The organism is Paraglaciecola aquimarina, from assembly GCF_032464635.1.
GTDB lineage: Bacteria > Pseudomonadota > Gammaproteobacteria > Enterobacterales > Alteromonadaceae > Paraglaciecola > Paraglaciecola aquimarina.
Genome location: NZ_JAWDIO010000002.1, coordinates 4356781 through 4373409, shown reverse-complemented (window position 1 = coordinate 4373409; position 16629 = coordinate 4356781). Strand labels below are relative to the sequence as shown.

Below are 16629 nucleotides of genomic sequence, written 5' to 3'. Positions count from 1 at the left end.
AAATTATCGAATATTAGGAATTAACTATGCCACAAGTAATCTTTTTACCCCACGATGAATTGTGCCCAGACGGCGCAGTATTAGAAGGTGAAAAAGGCACATCTGTTTTAGATTTAGCCTTAAAAAATGGGATTGGAATTGAGCATGCTTGCGAAAAAGTGTGCGCGTGTACTACCTGTCACGTGGTTATTCGTGAGGGTTACGATTCATTAAACGAAGGTGATGAACTCGAAGAAGATATGCTTGATAAGGCATGGGGACTAGAGCCAGACTCAAGACTAGGTTGCCAAGCCATTATTCAAGATGAAGATCTAGTCGTTGAAATTCCTAAATACACAGTCAATATGGTCAGCGAAGGCCACTAGTCTTTTAAAATTGATGCACTTTTAAAAAGGGTAATAGCAGTGATGCTATTACCCTTTTTTGTATTTGCCAGCGTGATGATATAAGTTTTTGCCACTAACTTTATAGTGTGACTAGAATTTGCCATGAGTCTTTTCTTGACTTTTTAGTGCCTGCCCCATTTGAGCCGACGACAAATAATCGGGCGTTAATCTTAGCTTATCGATAACTGTCTTATTGTAAAGATTGCAGGCACATATAACGAGAAGAGGATGGATAACACGGAGTGTAGTGAAATTGAAACGCATATTTGTTGATTCTTTTGGATAAAACAGATGGCGTCAGTATTCCCTTTGTCTCACGTAAATTACAATGTACATTTTGTTTAAATGTTTGTTAACTTGTATGTGTGCTTTATTCGGGGACTAGTCGATTAAAAGTGGCGACGGCCCTGTAGACTTTGGATGTCTTTACTCTGAACAAGCACTGATTTAGCTGGTATAAGAATATTTTTGCGACAATTTGATACACATTCTTAAGGTTGAGGGATACTTTTTTGCATAATCAGATTTAACCTTAGGTCACATAACACTCAATCGTTTTTACTTACGAGAAGATTAAATGATAAATAAAATTACAGTTAGAAAATTCAAACAAACATTATCAGATTTGCTAACATTTGGTTCCTGTTTACTGATGTTGACCAGTTGCAGCGCTGCTGTTCAAGCAAATTCTGATAATTATCCGTCTCCAAAAAAACAACCGAATATTATTTTTGTACTCACAGATGATCAACGATATGACGAACTCGGTTTTATGAATTCGGTGATAGACACGCCTAATATGGATAAAATGGCCACTGAAGGTGCCCATTTTAAGAATGCTTTTGTAACCACTGCATTATGTTCACCTAGCCGAGCGTCAATTCTAACCGGGCAATACATGCATAATCATGGAGTGGTAGATAACAATAAACCGCCTAAAGAGGGCACCACATTTTTCTCAAGTTATTTGCAACAAGCAGGATATAGCACCGCTTTTGTGGGTAAATGGCATATGGGAGAGTCTCAAGGGAAAGGGGCAAAAGATGCCCCTCAACCAGGCTTTGATCATTGGGTTAGTTTTACTGGGCAGGGGATGTATTACCCTTCTACTTTAAAAAATGGCCAACCTTACACTTTAAATGTAGATGGGAAACGTGTACCTCAAAAAGGCTATATTACGGATGAGTTAACTGACTACTCAATAGATTGGCTTAATAAACAAAAGACCGATAAACCATTCTTTTTATATTTATCTCACAAAGCGGTACACGCTGATTTTTCTCCTGCCAAACGTCATGAAAACCAATATGAAGGAAGTACCATCCCAATTCCTTTATCTCAAGCCAATACTGAAGAAAATTATGAAGGCAAACCTCTATGGGTAAAAAATCAGCGAAATAGCTGGCATGGAGTGGACTTTCCTTACCACAGTACTTTAGATGTGCAGTCCTACAAAATGCAATATCACAGAGCGTTATCAGCGGTTGATGATTCATTGGGAAGGATCTTTGACTGGTTAGAAAAAACTGACAATGACGACAATACTATAGTGGTATTAATGGGAGATAATGGATTTATGTTTGGCGAGCATGGTTTAATTGATAAGCGTAATGCCTATGAAGAGTCAATGCGAGTGCCTCTGTTAGTCCGTGGTCACTGAGCATAATTGCGGAAAATATTAAGGTCGATGAAATCGCCGCTAACATTGATATTGCCCCTACTTTTTTAGATATCGCTGGGGTCAAAAATATGCCTAAACAGCTAGAAGGAAGAAGCTGGTTGTCTTTAGCTAAAAACCAAGAAACAGCTGAGTGGCGTGATGAGTTATTGTATGAATATTACTGGGAGTTTAACTACCCGAGTACGCCTACTACGTTTGCCTTACGTACTGATGATTATAAATTTATTACTTATCATGGTGTTTGGGATACAGAAGAGCTGTATGACATCAAAAACGACCCTAAAGAAATGCACAATTTGATCCACGATGAACGTTATTTGTCGATCATCGCTGATCTAAGAAAAAGGTTATTTGCCAAGTTAGTCAATAACGAAGGTCAAACTACCGTCCCCTATACTGAGCGATTTTCAACTGGAGCAGTATTACGTGAAGCGACACGTTCTAAAGAAGCGAAATTTCCTAAAGAGTGGCTGAGAACACCAGACGCAAATGGCGAAATTCAGGGTTCTCGTACTTTCATGCAGCGGGATACAGAAAGAGCTAGAAAATCTAAAGTGAAGCAAAAAATCCAGAGCCAATAATTAAGGCTCTTTGATTTTTTATAGCTAATTCTCACGTTGTTTTTTGCTATGTTTTAGCTGAATTCAAACTGCTTGCCGAGTTAACAAAAAATGAACTTGTCGTTAAAAGCGAAAAGGGCTTTTGCCTTGTATTGTGTTAGCGCTGCGGTTTTCGTTAATGATTTTGATTTAGCGAGCCGTCCTCTCCATCAAGTCAGTACAAATAGAATTATTTTTGGTTAGTCCATCCATAAAAAATGAAAAGTAGTAGGTTGTAAATAACAATTAGCGGCATAATATTGTACTTTTATATTTTATAGAAACTTGATTAGGCTACCTATGACTGAAGACATTAACAATTTGGCCCAAATATTAGGTGGTCAATTACTTGCCAAAGGGTGGCATATCAGTTGTGCGGAATCTTGTACAGGCGGTGGGGTCGGTTTTGCTATTACGAGTACGGCTGGCAGTTCTCAGTGGTTTGAAAAAGGATTTATCACCTACTCCAATGAGGCTAAACAAGCAATGTTAGGGGTACAACAAAATACCTTGATTGAATATGGTGCTGTGTCTGCCCAAACGGTAGAAGAAATGGCGCGAGGCGCTGCGCAACAAGCTAGCGCCAATGTGGCTATTTCGGTTAGTGGCATTGCCGGGCCAGATGGTGGCACAGCCGATAAGCCAGTGGGAACGGTTTGGTTTGGGTTCTTTGTACGAGACCAAGTGGTGACTAAAAAACAACAATTTAATGGAGGCCGCGAAGCTGTTAGGATGAAAGCCATAGAGTTTGCTTTATCAAATACGGTAAAGTTGCTTAAAACTGCGTAAAAGCCAAATTTTTTTAAATTCCACTTGTAACTGTATAACCATACAGTATACTTCTGCCATAACTACTGTACGACTCAAACCATAGAAAAAGCATTTTGGTTTGTAGCATAACCATGAAGGACAACCTGATGGACGAGAATAAAACCAGAGCGTTAAGCGCCGCCTTAGGCCAAATTGAAAAACAATTCGGTAAGGGCTCTATCATGAAATTAGGCGATAACAAATCTATGGATGTAGAAACTATTTCTACAGGTTCATTAGGTTTGGATGTTGCATTAGGAGCAGGTGGTTTACCCCTTGGTCGTATCGTTGAAATTTATGGCCCTGAATCAAGTGGTAAAACAACGCTAACCCTTGAAGTGATCGCTGAAGCACAACGTAACGGTAAAGTTTGTGCTTTTATTGATGCAGAGCATGCCCTTGACCCAATTTATGCTGCCAAGTTAGGTGTTGATGTTAAAGAATTATTGGTGTCGCAACCCGATACCGGTGAGCAAGCATTAGAAATTTGCGACATGTTGACCCGTTCTGGTGCGGTTGACGTAATAGTGGTGGATTCGGTAGCCGCCCTTACTCCTAAGGCTGAAATAGAAGGCGATATTGGTGATTCACATATGGGCTTAGCGGCTAGAATGATGAGCCAAGCAATGCGTAAGCTAACAGGTAACTTGAAGCAATCAAATACTATGTTGATTTTTATCAACCAAATTCGGATGAAGATTGGGGTAATGTTTGGTTCACCAGAAACGACTACTGGTGGTAATGCGCTTAAATTTTATGCCTCTGTTCGTTTAGATATTCGTCGTACTGGTGCAGTAAAAGCCGGTGATGAAATTGTCGGCAATGAAACGCGAGTGAAAGTGGTGAAGAACAAAATATCTCCTCCTTTCAAGCAAGCCGAATTCCAAATCATGTACGGGGAAGGGATTAACAGCCATGGTGAGTTGATCGATTTAGGTGTGACTCATAAAATGGTTGAAAAAGCAGGTGCTTGGTACAGCTACAATGGTGAACGTATTGGCCAAGGTAAAGCAAATTCAATTACTTACCTTAAAGAACACCCAGAAATGGCCAAAGACATTGACACTCGTTTACGAGCCTTGTTATTGGCTAAGCCTGCAGCAACTGAAGAAAGTGTGAGTAAAGAAGACTAGTTAACCTGAATCCTAGATAAGCCAAACCTCTCGATAACGCTCTTTTTGCGTCTAGCTGTGTTGGATTGTTTAGCCTAAACGATACTTCTTATCCAGAACTTAGGTTAGTTATTTACAACTGTGAATTTGATGGCCGTCAATATTGCTTGATGGTCAATAAAAAAGCCTAGTGCATTGATCATGCTCTAGGCTTTTTTGTGGATTATCTAAAAGCGTTTTTACAGTTTTCTGGCCCAGATATTTCTGAAGCTGACAGGGTTGCCGTGATCTTGTAGATAAATTGGCGCACAGCCATGAGCATTTTTATAAGAGGCTTTTCCTCGGTAAGTGGTTCCACCTTGAATTTCGGTATGATTCTGGATCAATACACCGTTATGTAACACTGTGACATAGGCTTTGCTTTGTACGTCGCCTTCATCGGTGAAAGTAGGCGCCTTATAAATTATATCGTAGGTATTCCATTCGCCTGTAGGTTTCATGGCATTTACTAAAGGAATGCTTTGCTTATAAACCGAACCAGCCTGACCGTTTGAATAGGTTTGGTTTTGATAGGAGTCCAGTACTTGGATTTCGTAGCGCCCTTGTAAAAAGATCCCACTATTAGCTACTTGTTGGCCTTTCTTGCCGGGTACTTTCGGTGGAGAGCGCCATTCCACATGTAATTGCATATCACAAAATTTTTCTTTAGAAGTGATGCCATGAGTATTTGGGGCTACGGTCATTACTCCGTCGGCTACTGTCCATTTTGCTGGGCCATTTTTACCTGTCCATTGATCTAAGTTAGTGCCATCAAATAGTACTATGGCATCGGATGGCACGGGAGATGGTGTAATGACTGGCGGAACAGGATCCCACACTTCTGTTAACTTGGGATCAATGTCGTTGGTGTTTTGGGCAATGGCTATTCCTGATGCGGTGGTGAAAGCCATCAAAGCAGCTAGTTTTTTCATTATTTTAATAAATCCTTGATGTTTTTATAACAGTCTACTTTATCGTTAACTCTTTTGATAATCCTAAAGTAAATATTAAAACGTAACTCCATAATTAAATTTAATAAACGCTATTGCCAAATTCTGACGTATTTTACTCTATATTCTTGGTCCAAACGGTTATCGTCGGGTAACGCACCAAACCATTTATTTGACTCGTTATTTAAATTTACGCTTAGCGGTTGGTGCCAGTGTGTGTTTTCTAATTCTCTAAACATGACGCCATCAATGAAAAACCGGATCACATCTTTATTCCATTCTAAGCCCCACACGTGATAATCATTTTGAATTTCGTCTGGGTGGTAGTACTTTTTAGATTTTGAAAAGTGTTTTTTGACATTGCCATGCTCTTTCGGTGAACGAAATACATGCACGTTGCTATTTATATCATGCCGTTGTCCATCTACACAGGGGCAGTTCTCGGCAATATCTATTTCGGTCCACCACTGTTTAGTGCCATTTGTTAACCAAAACCCAGATACCCAAGGCGCGTCCATTAATTTTGCTTCTGATTCAAAATAGCCATATAGGATTGTTTGCTTAGATTTGATAAAGCCAGAGGTGTGGGTGTAACCTTCTGGCAGCTTGGTATCTCCGTGCTGATTGATGCGCATCACTAATTCACCATTTTCAAGCTTAGTATTGGCAGCATGAAAAAAGTAGGCGGCCGTCCTTTCCATGATGGATTGGTTGGGTGCCAACGCTTAGTGTTAAGTTCTGGGCTATCGAACTCATCAGTAAATTGTTGGTTTAACGTCCACTTGCCTTTATTGGTTTGGTCAGACAAAGGAAACTGACTATTTTGGCGTTTAACGAAGTCAGACCGTTTTATCACGTCTGTATAACCCGGTGGTGGTATCGTTAATTCTTGTGCAACCACCAGTGTTAATGTTGATTGCACAAGGATGCCAGTCATGCACGTTAATTTAAGAAGATTTTGTTTCATTATTTACCTCCTTCTTTTGATGTGACTGCTTTGCTGATTAAGGTAATGGAACTCGATAGGCCATTGTCTAAGCTCACAGTTAGGGTGATGTTACCTGGTTCATCAGTGGCTTGAATTATTGCCATTGCCTTACCTAAATAAGACTGAACATTTTCTTTAATTGCGTTTTCAACGTTCATTTCCCAGCCGTTATCCACTCCAAGCATTTGGCCATTGCCACTTAGTGCAAAGTTGACTTTATGGGCTTGGGCGTTAACCGTGAAACCGTTCTTGTCTACTAACTTTACATTGACATGGGCCACATCATAATTATCGGCGCTAAGCTGTTTTTTATTGGTGGATAGCTTGATGGCCGCTACTTCACTGTGTGTATTTAAGCTGTACTCTGCTTGCTTAACTCCATTGTTATACCCCACCACTTTTAACTCACCGGCTGTGAAGGGCAACTGCCAAAATAAAATGCGGTCATTGTCATCGGTGATTCGTTGTTTACCTAAAGATTGACCATTTAAAAATAACTCGCTTTCATCTGTATTCGAATAAACGTGCACTATCACATCTTGGTTGGCTGGGTAATTCCAGGTTTCGCGAACGTTAAACCATTCCCATTTGCGTAACCACTGCATTCTTTTGTTTGGATTGGTTCGCTCAGTGAATAGCCAACCTTGTTCTGAGTCATATTGATATTCAGATTTTTCAGCTTCAATAGTGGCCAAATAAACTTTAGGTTGGTTGAGCCAAAAACTTTCGAACTGATGGCCTCTTGGGGTTTTATTGCCCACATAATCAAAAAATGATATTTCTAGGCCTTTACGAGGCCACGGGCCCGCTTCACCTTTGTATGCAAAACCTGTCCAAACAAAAATGCCCGGAACAAACTCCTCTCCAATGCGGCTTGCCATTCAGGCCAAGTTCCCCAATTTTCAGAGCCAATGATTGGTTTGTTTGGGTATGTCTGGTGAGCGATGTCATATTCTTTTCTTCGGTAATTAAAACCCACTACATCGAGGGCGTCGGTGTAGCCACTGACGTAACTTACTGACGGGATCACTAACCCAGATGTGACAGGGCGTGATGTATCTATTTTTTTTATTACCTTAGCTAAAAACTGCGCCGTTAATGCTAATTGATCTGGCTCTGAACCTTTGTTTTTATTGAATTTTTCTTTAATTTCTTGAGGTAAATAAAGAGGTGGAGCTTTGTGATAATCACTATCGCCAGGAGCATAAACCAGAGATTTTTGATAGTAGGGATAGGTCCACTCAATTTCGTTGCCTATACTCCACATGATTACCGATGGGTGGTTGAAATCTCTTCTTACTAAGTCAGATAAGTCAGTTTCTGCCCATTCTGAAAAATGTTCAGTGTAAGATTTAACAGCATCGCCTTTACCAGCGTTGTCACTTAAAAATACCACGCTTTTATCCTTGGGTTTTAACCAGTCATCGAACATTTCGGCCATGACCAACAAGCCCATTTCATCTGCTAAGTCTAGCAAATCTGGCGAGTGCGGATTGTGCGATAAGCGTATTGCATTGACCCCGATAGATTGCAATTTTTGTAAACGATAACGCCAGATTTCTTTAGGCACAGCGGCACCAACAACGCCTGCGTCGTGGTGTAAGTTCACGCCTTTAATTTTGGTTTGCACTCCATTTAGGAAGAAACCTTTGTTGGGGTCAAAGTTAATACTACGAATTCCAAACGTATGCTGGGTATTATCTAAGGGATATCTGTTTTCACGCAACACCACTTCAGCTGAATACAAATTGGCGGATTGCAACGTCCACAGTAAAGGACGTTTAATGGATATTTCACTATCAATCGCTAGCCGACCTTTACCTTTTATCCTCTGGCTCGATTTAGCGACAACTTTGCCTGCGTTGTCTAGAATATTGATATCCAAGTACAAGTTTGATGAACTCGCGGGGGATATGTTTAGTTGAGTATTGATGGCTAGTTTAGCTTTTTTATCGGACACGTCTGGGGTTAATATTTGTACGCCCCAGTGGGCAATATGGTTAGCGTTGGTTTTGACTAAACGCACATCCCGATATATCCCTGAGCCTGTATACCAGCGAGCGTCGTTGTATGCGGTGCGGTCAACACGAACAGCAACTAAATTTTCACCGGCTACTGCATGTTCAGAGACATTGATGGCGAAACTACTGTAGCCACTGGGCCTTTGCCCAGCAAAATGGCCGTTGATCCAAATTTGTGAATTATTGTAGATCCCATCAAACTCGAGCCAAATGACTTTATTTAGTTCATCTTGACTAAGCTTAAATTGTTTTCGATACCAACCAATCCCGCCCGCTTTAAAACCAGTACTAGAGGCCGATTTTGTCTGAGTGTAAGGTAAATACGCCGACCAGTCGTGTGGCACTCGTACTGTTTTCCATGCCGGGTTATTTGGGGTTATTCCATTTGGCAAAAAAGCGCTTTCAACATCGCCTAAATGAAATTTCCAGTCAAAATTAAAGTCATAAACGTGTCTTACTTGGGCATTGGAACTGGCTGTCACTGTGTAACTCATGCTCAGAAATGACAAGGCTACAAGAAGGATTAGGGTTTTCATTTAGGTCAACTCTCGCTAATAAATTGCGCTTATTCATGGAGTAAAAAGCGCACTACAGAATGTTAATTTTTTTAACAATGGTAGTTTAGGTAACTAAATGAGAGTTAAATATCATCGAAGTGACAAAATATACTATGAATTTGACCAATACTTTGTATTTAAATGTGGTTATTTAAATACAAAGCAATGATCTAGGAGATTAGTGTGCGTTTTGCTTGCCGTCCTCAGTTTTCACAAATAGTAATATAAACACGCCTAACATGATCGCCATGTCTGCTACGTTAAATATTCCTGTTCTAAATGAACCTATGCCTAAATTGAGAAAATCAATGACTGCGCCATTGTTAGTCGCGCGATCATAAAAGTTACTAATTCCGCCGGAGAATATTAATGACAATGCGGCAATACCGTTAATAGGCTGAGATTTGGTTTTAAAAATATACACCAACAACGCTAATAAAATCACTCCAACTGCACAAACAAAAATCCAGAATTTAGTGCTATCACTCAATCCACTTCCTAAGCCCAAAAATGCCCCTGTGTTTTCCGCATAACCAATTCTTAAGGTGTCAGCTAAATAGCTGGTCATTTTAAACTTAGGTAAAAATTCAGCGGCGTACCACTTTGTTGCTTGATCGATCAATATACTTACCAGTGTAATAATCGAGAACAAAGATGCCCTTTTAATCATTGTCATATTTAATACTTGCCTTGGTAAAATGTTGCTTTTAACGCTTAAATGTACGGTCGATTATTTCATGTTCTGAGTATGGGCGTCTATTTGTCATCGCTAATTTTGTTAATTATTTAACAATGATGGCTTTTATTATTTGTGTTAAATTTGTTTCGAGTTCATATATTGGACTCTACAACACTACAAAAATCATAATAAACTACTGAATTAACGGTAGAAAATAGGAAGTCACGATGAAAAAAGTTGAAGCCATTATTAAACCTTTCAAATTAGACGATGTAAGAGAAGCCCTGACAGAAGTGGGCATAACTGGATTAACTGTCACAGAAGTCAAAGGCTTTGGTAGGCAGAAAGGTCACACAGAAACATATCGAGGGGCAGAGTATCATGTTGACTTTTTACCCAAGATCAAATTAGAAATCGTGATCCAAGACGAGCATCTTGAACGCTGTATTGAAACCATAGTGACGCACGGAAACACAGGTAAAATAGGGGATGGTAAGGTGTTTGTTTTTGACGTACAAAGAGCAATTCGCATTCGAACAGGTGAAGAAAACGACGACGCGGTATAAATCGCAAACGTAGCACTCTATTAATAACTAGCATCACAAAAATTTAAAATTGAGAATACTATGCAAGATATGAACAGCGCTGTGGAAACACTAGTGCAAAGCTCCAACACCTACTTTTTACTTATCGGCGCCATTATGGTGTTCGCAATGCACGCGGGCTTCGCCTTTTTAGAGGTGGGTACTGTACGTCACAAAAACCAAGTGAACGCTCTGGTTAAAATTATTACAGACTTTGCCGTTTCTTGTATCGCCTACTTTTTTATAGGTTATTGGATTGCCTATGACACAACCTTTTTTAATAGCGCAAGCGAATTAGCATCGAATAACGGTTACGATTTAGTGAAGTTTTTCTTTCTAATGACCTTTGCTGCTGCGATCCCTGCGATCATTTCTGGGGGTATCGCCGAGCGAGCAAAGTTTTACCCGTTTTTAATTGGCTCTGCTTTCATCGTTGCGGTCATTTATCCATTCTTCGAAGGGATCGTTTGGAATGGCAATTATGGAATTCAAGATTGGATAGAACAAACTACAGGCGCGACCTTTCATGATTTTGCTGGCTCTGTTGTGGTTCATGGCATGGGCGGTTGGCTAGCGCTTGTGGCGGTATATTTCTTAGGATTGAGAGCCGGTCGAATGAAAGAAGGGCGCCTCATTGCATTTGCGCCTTCTAACATTCCATTTTTGGCATTAGGAACATGGATTCTGTGTATTGGTTGGTTCGGCTTTAATGTTATGTCTGCGCAAAGTATGGATGGCATAAGTGGACTTGTGGCAATGAACTCTATGATGGCTATGGTCGGCGGAATTATTGCCGCTCTATGGGTGGGTAAAAATGATCCTGGTTTTATTCATAATGGTCCTTTAGCTGGCTTGGTGGCGGTATGTGCGGGTTCAGATGTTATGCACCCCATTGGCTCGTTATTTGTAGGTGTAATCGCCGGTATTATTTTTGTTAAGTTATTTACTTTCATCCAGCAAACTAAAAAGTTAGATGATGTGCTGGGTGTTTGGCCATTGCATGGTGTGTGCGGTGCTTGGGGTGGTTTGGCTACAGGTATCTTCGGCTTAGAATCTCTTGGCGGTATGGGAGGCGTGTCTTTTGCCGCGCAACTAATCGGTACGTTAGCTGGGATAGTGGTAGCAATTATTGGGGGATTCATCGTGTATGGGTTACTGAGTAAAATTACTGCAATACGGATGACGGATGAAGAAGAGTACAATGGCGCTGATTTGAGCATTCATAGTATTGGCTCAGTAAATCACGACTAAATCTTTTGCATGACAAGTAGCGTTACTTACACCAGTAACGCTACATTATTATTCTGCTACAACTGCAAGATGAGCGGGTTTTATAAAACGCATGTTATAGATCGTGTGTTTTGGGGCTGGTGACTTCTTTTACAAATGAGTCCCACGGCATTGGCTTAGATAATAAGTATCCTTGCACGTAATCACAGTTGTTGTTTCTGATGTATTCTAATTGTGCCACTTCTTCTACGCCTTCGGCTGTCGTTGAAAGGTGGTAAGCGTTTGCAATAGAAAATATCGCCTTCAACACTGATTTTTCTGATTCTTTGTACAACATCAAACTGTCAATAAACGACTTATCAATTTTCAAACAATCCACAGGGTAGTTAATCAGTTGACTAAATGCGGTGTAACCCATACCAAAATCATCTAGCGCCAATTTAATGCCGAGGTTTTGTAATGCTTGTAGCGTTGTGATGGTCAGCTCATCTGTTTCTATTAAGCTGGTTTCTGTAATTTCCATTTGAATACATTGAGTATCGATATTGTAATCGGTGATGAGCTTTTTTATATCTTGAATAAACAGTGTGTTGTGTAACTCTAAAGAAGAAATATTAATAGCAATGCTAAGTTGAGCTTGCTCAATGAAATCTGAATGCTGTGATATCAGAGCAAAGGTAGTTTCAATAACCCATAAATCGATATCTTTAATTAAACCAAATTCCTCAGCGATAGGAATGTATATATCAGGTCCAATACTTTGTAAACTTTTGGCATTGCAGCGTATTAACACTTCTGCACTATGTATCTTTAATGAATCAACATGATAAATTGGCATGAAATTTAAGTGAAACTCATTATTCTCTAGTGCGACTCGCAGTTTTTCGGCCACCTGTTTTCGAAATAGAACATCTTGCGCAATACTTTGGTCAAATAGTTTATATTGATTTTTACCTCGTTTTTTCGCGTAATACATAGCGGCATCCGCGAGAGCCATCAAATCTTCAAAAGACTTGGTATTGGGCTCACTCGTGGCTATTCCTATACTTATGCTGATTCTCAATTCGCCTACGCTTAACAGCATACCGTTTCTTAAACAGCTAATTAAAGTGTCGGCAAATTGGCTTTGAAAAGACGCTGTTATGTCTTTAATCACTATGCAAAATTCATCTCCTGACAAGCGACAGAATATGTAATCGGAGATCAACACTATCAGCAATAGTTTGCTTGATGGTTTCACTAAACTTGCATAACAACTCATCGCCGACTAAGGTGCCCATATGAATCATTTACTTTTTTAAAGTCGTCAAAATCAACATAGAACATGGTCAAAGGGTCGTTGTCTGAGAATCGCGCTAAATTTTTTGCAACCCACCTGTTGGCCCCGCGTCTATTCATTAATTTGGTCAATGGGTCGGTAATCGACGCTTGGCTTAATTTGTTTCTCTGAATCGAGATAAGTAAAATGATTGCTACCAGCCAGCACAGCAAAATTATCTGTAACAACTCTGTTTCAGAAATTAGCTCACCATATAGTGTTGCTTTTTGCACTGTAATGGAATAATTGCCCGGTATGGGCATTTGGTCGGTAACAACATCAACGCTGAGTATGTTTGAAAAATCTAGAAAAGCATCTTTGAAATCGATATTAAATTCGTCTATCCACCACGTTTCTACTTGAAATGCATTTAATGGGACCTTGATCGTGCCACTATACTTATCTGGTATGTACGTAATGGAATTAAACTTTAATGTGACTAAATTATCGAGGGTTGAATAATTGGAATGAAAATTACGAAGCGAAACACGGATTTTAGAATTGTCGATAGGGGCGTCTATACTTACGCTCAGTTCTATATTTTTATACCCAGATAAATCTCGGCCTATCCCTGTTTCTTGATTTCCTATTGGCAGAGACACGCCGCACACGCTGTATTCATCAGTAATTTGGGTTAAGTGGCAAACGGCGCTGGGCGTCTCACCTGTATAGCTGAGGTTTTCTTCATCGTTAGAAATCCCTTTATATATGCCATTAGATATTGTCGTATCGAGCAGAGGTAATTCTATGTCGAATGATCCCATTTGATGACAGACAATGGCAAGTATCGATGCAATGAACAAATATAAAACATTGAGAATATTAAAGTTTGCAGACAATATTGTTCATCCTTCCATTTGCAGTGGCACGGGTACAGAATAAGTCATCCTTCGCGCCATCATAACAAAACAGTTTCTAACAAACTAAAATATTTTGGTTTGGCATTATTCGCCCTAGACCTATACTTTTTTCGACACTTTACCATGATATTTTGCCCAACTATCAGGTATTTTCCCTTGTAAAACAAAGGAGAATGCAATCAGCTCGGCAATGACATGATACAGTTGATCGGGAATTTCCTGACCCAAATCTAAGCTAGTTAAAAAGTCACTTAGGTAAGGATCTTGGTGCACCAATACGCCGTTTTGTTTGGCGATAGCCACTATTTCATCGGCTAAGTCACCAAACCCTTTGGCGATAACTTTGGGCGCTTCGGTTTTGTTTCCTTGCTGATATTTTAAGCCAACAGCCGTTTTTTGTTTTTGCTTACTTGTATGATCAGCACTCATTTTTACACCTTAGTTTGAAACACATGATAGGGCCTCTGCTGCAAGGAATCTGGGATTTTACCCAATTGACATTGACTCTTACTGACTTCTATACCCAATGATTCTAGTTTTCTTTTTAATAAAGGTAGGTAGTTCATAACTTGAATTTTGACTTCTTGGTTCGATGCATAAAAGTCAACCTCTAGATTGTCGGGCCTCAGTTTAGCTTTAGTAAGTAATTCTCCTAATTCACCAATAGTCAGTTTCATCGTCAACTGCCATGTTTTATGGCTACTCGCGGCTTGGTCATTTTGCTCTTTTTGTTGTTCTTCTCGTTTTATTAATAGCTCGACATCTTGAAAGGTACCATTCATAAGTGCTGGTATGTTGTAGTACACACTTTCTTGGCCTTGCAATAATTGCTCTGCATTGTGCAATTTGTTCGTCTGATGACCGGCAAATAAACGGCCAATCTCTCGGGCTAATTGATGCTTTTGTTCTAGCTGTAGAAATTCATTCAGTCCTTTGCCTGTCAATGCTGACTTTGCTTTAGCGCTTTGCGGTAAAATAGCGTTTAGCGCTCTGGCAACATGATCATCTCTGCTGGTTTGAGCTCGGGTAAGTCGTGCACTGAGCGACATTTGTAACATGGCAACTAAACCACTGATAAAGCCCTGATTGGTAGTGGCCGACACTAATTGCGAGGGCGTTAAATTTATCGCAGGTGAGGTAAGTAACTGTTTTATTTGTTGGGCGTCGCTTTCTTTTCCTTGAGGTAGAGTGGTTTTGGTTTGTTGGAGCAGTTGCTCGACCAACTGTTTATGATTGGGATCTGTGCCTTGCTTAACCAGTTCTGGGTCGGTTAGCGCTTGCTCAATGTTCTGCATGCCGACATTGAGGGTTTCTGCTTTAGCTTGCGCGACGCGCAACATTTGTTGTATTAACCCGACTTGCTGTGGCGTGCTGGTTAGTAACTTTGGTGTAATAACGCTTTTCTCAAGGGGGCTACTTATTACTCTTTCCAGTAATTGGTTGGCTAGTTCCTTTAATGTCAATTGGCTATCTTGTTTGAGCAAGGTTGATTTGCCAGCATCTTCGTTTTTCTGAATATGTTGTGGCCCTGGCGCTAAGGGCTCTTTATTCAGCTGCAGGACTTTTTTCGCTGCCTCGCCTAATTGGCTAAATATTTTAGTCATAGGTTTCGCTGCATCTTCTTTGACTATGGATGTCGACGGGCGTTTGTTTGACGGTCTGTGTATCGCTTGGCGAGGGCGATAGTTCACTGGCGGCTGCTTGATTAATTAGTTTAATTAATCTTTGTTGTTCAGGCAGTTTGAGTGGTGCCAAAGCGTGGGCTATTTCTTTGGTTATAGGGATTGTCGCAGTAGGTTGATTTGTTTCAATCTTCAACTGAAAGTGACTTTGCTCATTTAACACTAGGCTTAATTTATCGATGGGCTGCGTCTGCAAAGCTTGTGTCAATTGTTGCACAGCAGAAGTGGCGGCCGTAGATGAATTGGCAATGAGCTTTAATTGTTGTAACACGAGTTTTGTTGACAGGGGAATGTCTGCCGATTGCGAGTGACTAAGTTGCTGAATGACTGATTTTGTTAAGTTTAAGGACTGGTCTGGTGCGACTAAAACAGATTGTGAATAGGGCAAAGGCGCTTGCCTGTTGGTGCTAGTAGCCTGGGGTTGTTTTATGTCTTGTTGGCCAGTTGTTGCTAAATTAACTTGCCAATTTACCCCTTTAGGTACGACTGTCAGGGCTAGTTTCTCTCCTCCCGAAAATTTGTGCGGTTGTTTCAATTGAATTTCAATTTCTGCTGTCGCGGGCATGCCAGTTAACTTTAGTTTCAGTAACTGATTCACTCCTTGTGCCAAAGAAGGGGCAGCGGGTTGCGCCGATTGTTGACTTAAACTTAAGGTATCTGTGGGTATGAGTGAGGTAGAGTTGGCTAATACTGTGGCATTGAATGTTACGCTCTTAAACTGGGCCAAATATGCCATCAGTTGTTTAGCTGACAACTTTACTAGCGTGTCTACTTGTTGATTATTAAGATTTATCAAGGTTTTTTCTGCTGGTTTATTGGCCGAGAAAAACGCTATATCTGGTGGGCTGCCGTCGGTGATTCTAATTTGATGAGCTTGGCCATTTGATAATTCCCCTTGAATAACGGGATTTGCTAATAAAGCGGGCTTGTTTAACAACCCTGTTGCTAAGGATAGATTGAGTAGATTGCCACTCAAATGTTTCACTATTACCGTGACGGCCTGTTTTGTTGAGTCAAAAGTCGCAGTAGATTTTTGTAATTCATTTAGCGCTTGAGGCAGGGCAGAATTATTTGTGGGTTGAGTAGTCGTAGGCATGTTGTTGTTATCGGCCTAGAGAGTAAAATATTAAACT

18 protein-coding genes are annotated in these 16629 nt (G+C 40.3%); 7 read left to right on the top strand and 11 right to left on the bottom strand.

Translation table 11 applies throughout. The annotated features are described in order from the left end of the window. The first annotated feature begins 26 nt into the window (after positions 1 to 26). From fdx to recA, 5 genes are all read left to right on the top strand, one after another. Complete coding sequence (gene fdx / locus RS130_RS21690) at positions 27 to 365, top strand: ISC system 2Fe-2S type ferredoxin (protein WP_316027657.1); 339 nt, start codon at positions 27 to 29, stop codon at positions 363 to 365. Between the two features lie 598 nt (positions 366 to 963). Continuing rightward, complete coding sequence (locus RS130_RS21685) at positions 964 to 2046, top strand: sulfatase-like hydrolase/transferase (protein ID WP_316027656.1); 1083 nt, start codon at positions 964 to 966, stop codon at positions 2044 to 2046. Further along, on the top strand, positions 2043 to 2648 hold the full coding sequence (locus RS130_RS21680; RefSeq protein WP_346433351.1) for a sulfatase/phosphatase domain-containing protein: 606 nt from the start codon (positions 2043 to 2045) through the stop codon (positions 2646 to 2648). The genes RS130_RS21685 and RS130_RS21680 overlap by 4 nt, the downstream gene beginning before the upstream one ends. A gap of 318 nt (positions 2649 to 2966) precedes the next feature. Then, positions 2967 to 3455, top strand: coding sequence for a CinA family protein (locus RS130_RS21675; RefSeq protein WP_316027654.1), 489 nt, complete (start codon positions 2967 to 2969; stop codon positions 3453 to 3455). A 128-nt stretch (positions 3456 to 3583) separates the two neighbouring features. Continuing rightward, a complete protein-coding gene (gene recA / locus RS130_RS21670) occupies positions 3584 to 4609 on the top strand; it encodes a recombinase RecA (protein ID WP_316027653.1) in 1026 nt (341 codons plus the stop codon). A 218-nt stretch (positions 4610 to 4827) separates the two neighbouring features. Here the strand turns inward: recA and RS130_RS21665 are convergent, their stop codons facing one another. From RS130_RS21665 to lspA, 6 genes are all read right to left on the bottom strand, one after another. Next, positions 4828 to 5559: a 3-keto-disaccharide hydrolase gene (locus tag RS130_RS21665; protein WP_428982824.1), complete on the bottom strand. Its 732-nt coding sequence runs from the start codon at positions 5557 to 5559 to the stop codon at positions 4828 to 4830. Between the two features lie 110 nt (positions 5560 to 5669). Further along, positions 5670 to 6278: a family 16 glycosylhydrolase gene (locus RS130_RS21660; RefSeq protein ID WP_316027652.1), complete on the bottom strand. Its 609-nt coding sequence runs from the start codon at positions 6276 to 6278 to the stop codon at positions 5670 to 5672. Next, on the bottom strand, positions 6215 to 6544 hold the full coding sequence (locus tag RS130_RS21655) for a LamG domain-containing protein (RefSeq protein WP_316027651.1): 330 nt from the start codon (positions 6542 to 6544) through the stop codon (positions 6215 to 6217). Before RS130_RS21655 ends, RS130_RS21660 begins: the two co-directional genes overlap by 64 nt. Next, positions 6544 to 7446, bottom strand: a complete 903-nt coding sequence (locus RS130_RS21650; RefSeq protein ID WP_316027650.1) for a DUF4982 domain-containing protein — start codon at positions 7444 to 7446, stop codon at positions 6544 to 6546. The genes RS130_RS21655 and RS130_RS21650 overlap by 1 nt, the downstream gene beginning before the upstream one ends. Then, a complete protein-coding gene (locus tag RS130_RS21645) occupies positions 7347 to 9122 on the bottom strand; it encodes a glycoside hydrolase family 2 TIM barrel-domain containing protein (RefSeq protein ID WP_316027649.1) in 1776 nt (591 codons plus the stop codon). The genes RS130_RS21650 and RS130_RS21645 overlap by 100 nt, the downstream gene beginning before the upstream one ends. 199 nt (positions 9123 to 9321) lie before the next feature. Beyond that, on the bottom strand, positions 9322 to 9819 hold the full coding sequence (lspA, locus tag RS130_RS21640) for a signal peptidase II (protein WP_316027648.1): 498 nt from the start codon (positions 9817 to 9819) through the stop codon (positions 9322 to 9324). Between the two features lie 230 nt (positions 9820 to 10049). On the opposite strand from lspA, the gene RS130_RS21635 reads away from it, so the two are divergent. Both RS130_RS21635 and RS130_RS21630 read left to right on the top strand, forming a co-directional pair. Then, on the top strand, positions 10050 to 10388 hold the full coding sequence (locus tag RS130_RS21635; protein ID WP_316027647.1) for a P-II family nitrogen regulator: 339 nt from the start codon (positions 10050 to 10052) through the stop codon (positions 10386 to 10388). A gap of 60 nt (positions 10389 to 10448) precedes the next feature. Beyond that, a complete protein-coding gene (locus RS130_RS21630; RefSeq protein WP_316027646.1) occupies positions 10449 to 11657 on the top strand; it encodes an ammonium transporter in 1209 nt (402 codons plus the stop codon). A 94-nt stretch (positions 11658 to 11751) separates the two neighbouring features. On the opposite strand, the gene RS130_RS21625 is transcribed toward RS130_RS21630, so the two are convergent. The 5 genes from RS130_RS21625 to RS130_RS21605 all read right to left on the bottom strand — a co-directional run bounded on the left by RS130_RS21625 (position 11752) and on the right by RS130_RS21605 (position 16592). After that, the gene (locus RS130_RS21625) at positions 11752 to 12897 is read right to left on the bottom strand and encodes a putative bifunctional diguanylate cyclase/phosphodiesterase (RefSeq protein ID WP_316027645.1); all 1146 of its coding nucleotides are present in this window, start codon (positions 12895 to 12897) and stop codon (positions 11752 to 11754) included. Continuing rightward, complete coding sequence (locus tag RS130_RS21620) at positions 12894 to 13793, bottom strand: GGDEF domain-containing protein (RefSeq protein ID WP_316027644.1); 900 nt, start codon at positions 13791 to 13793, stop codon at positions 12894 to 12896. The genes RS130_RS21625 and RS130_RS21620 overlap by 4 nt, the downstream gene beginning before the upstream one ends. 120 nt (positions 13794 to 13913) lie before the next feature. Then, a complete protein-coding gene (locus RS130_RS21615; RefSeq protein ID WP_316027643.1) occupies positions 13914 to 14243 on the bottom strand; it encodes an EscU/YscU/HrcU family type III secretion system export apparatus switch protein in 330 nt (109 codons plus the stop codon). Positions 14244 to 14245: 2 nt separating this feature from the next. Next, a complete protein-coding gene (gene fliK, locus RS130_RS21610) occupies positions 14246 to 15505 on the bottom strand; it encodes a flagellar hook-length control protein FliK (RefSeq protein WP_316027642.1) in 1260 nt (419 codons plus the stop codon). After that, positions 15411 to 16592: a hypothetical protein gene (locus tag RS130_RS21605; RefSeq protein WP_316027641.1), complete on the bottom strand. Its 1182-nt coding sequence runs from the start codon at positions 16590 to 16592 to the stop codon at positions 15411 to 15413. Before RS130_RS21605 ends, fliK begins: the two co-directional genes overlap by 95 nt. Positions 16593 to 16629 lie beyond the last annotated feature (37 nt).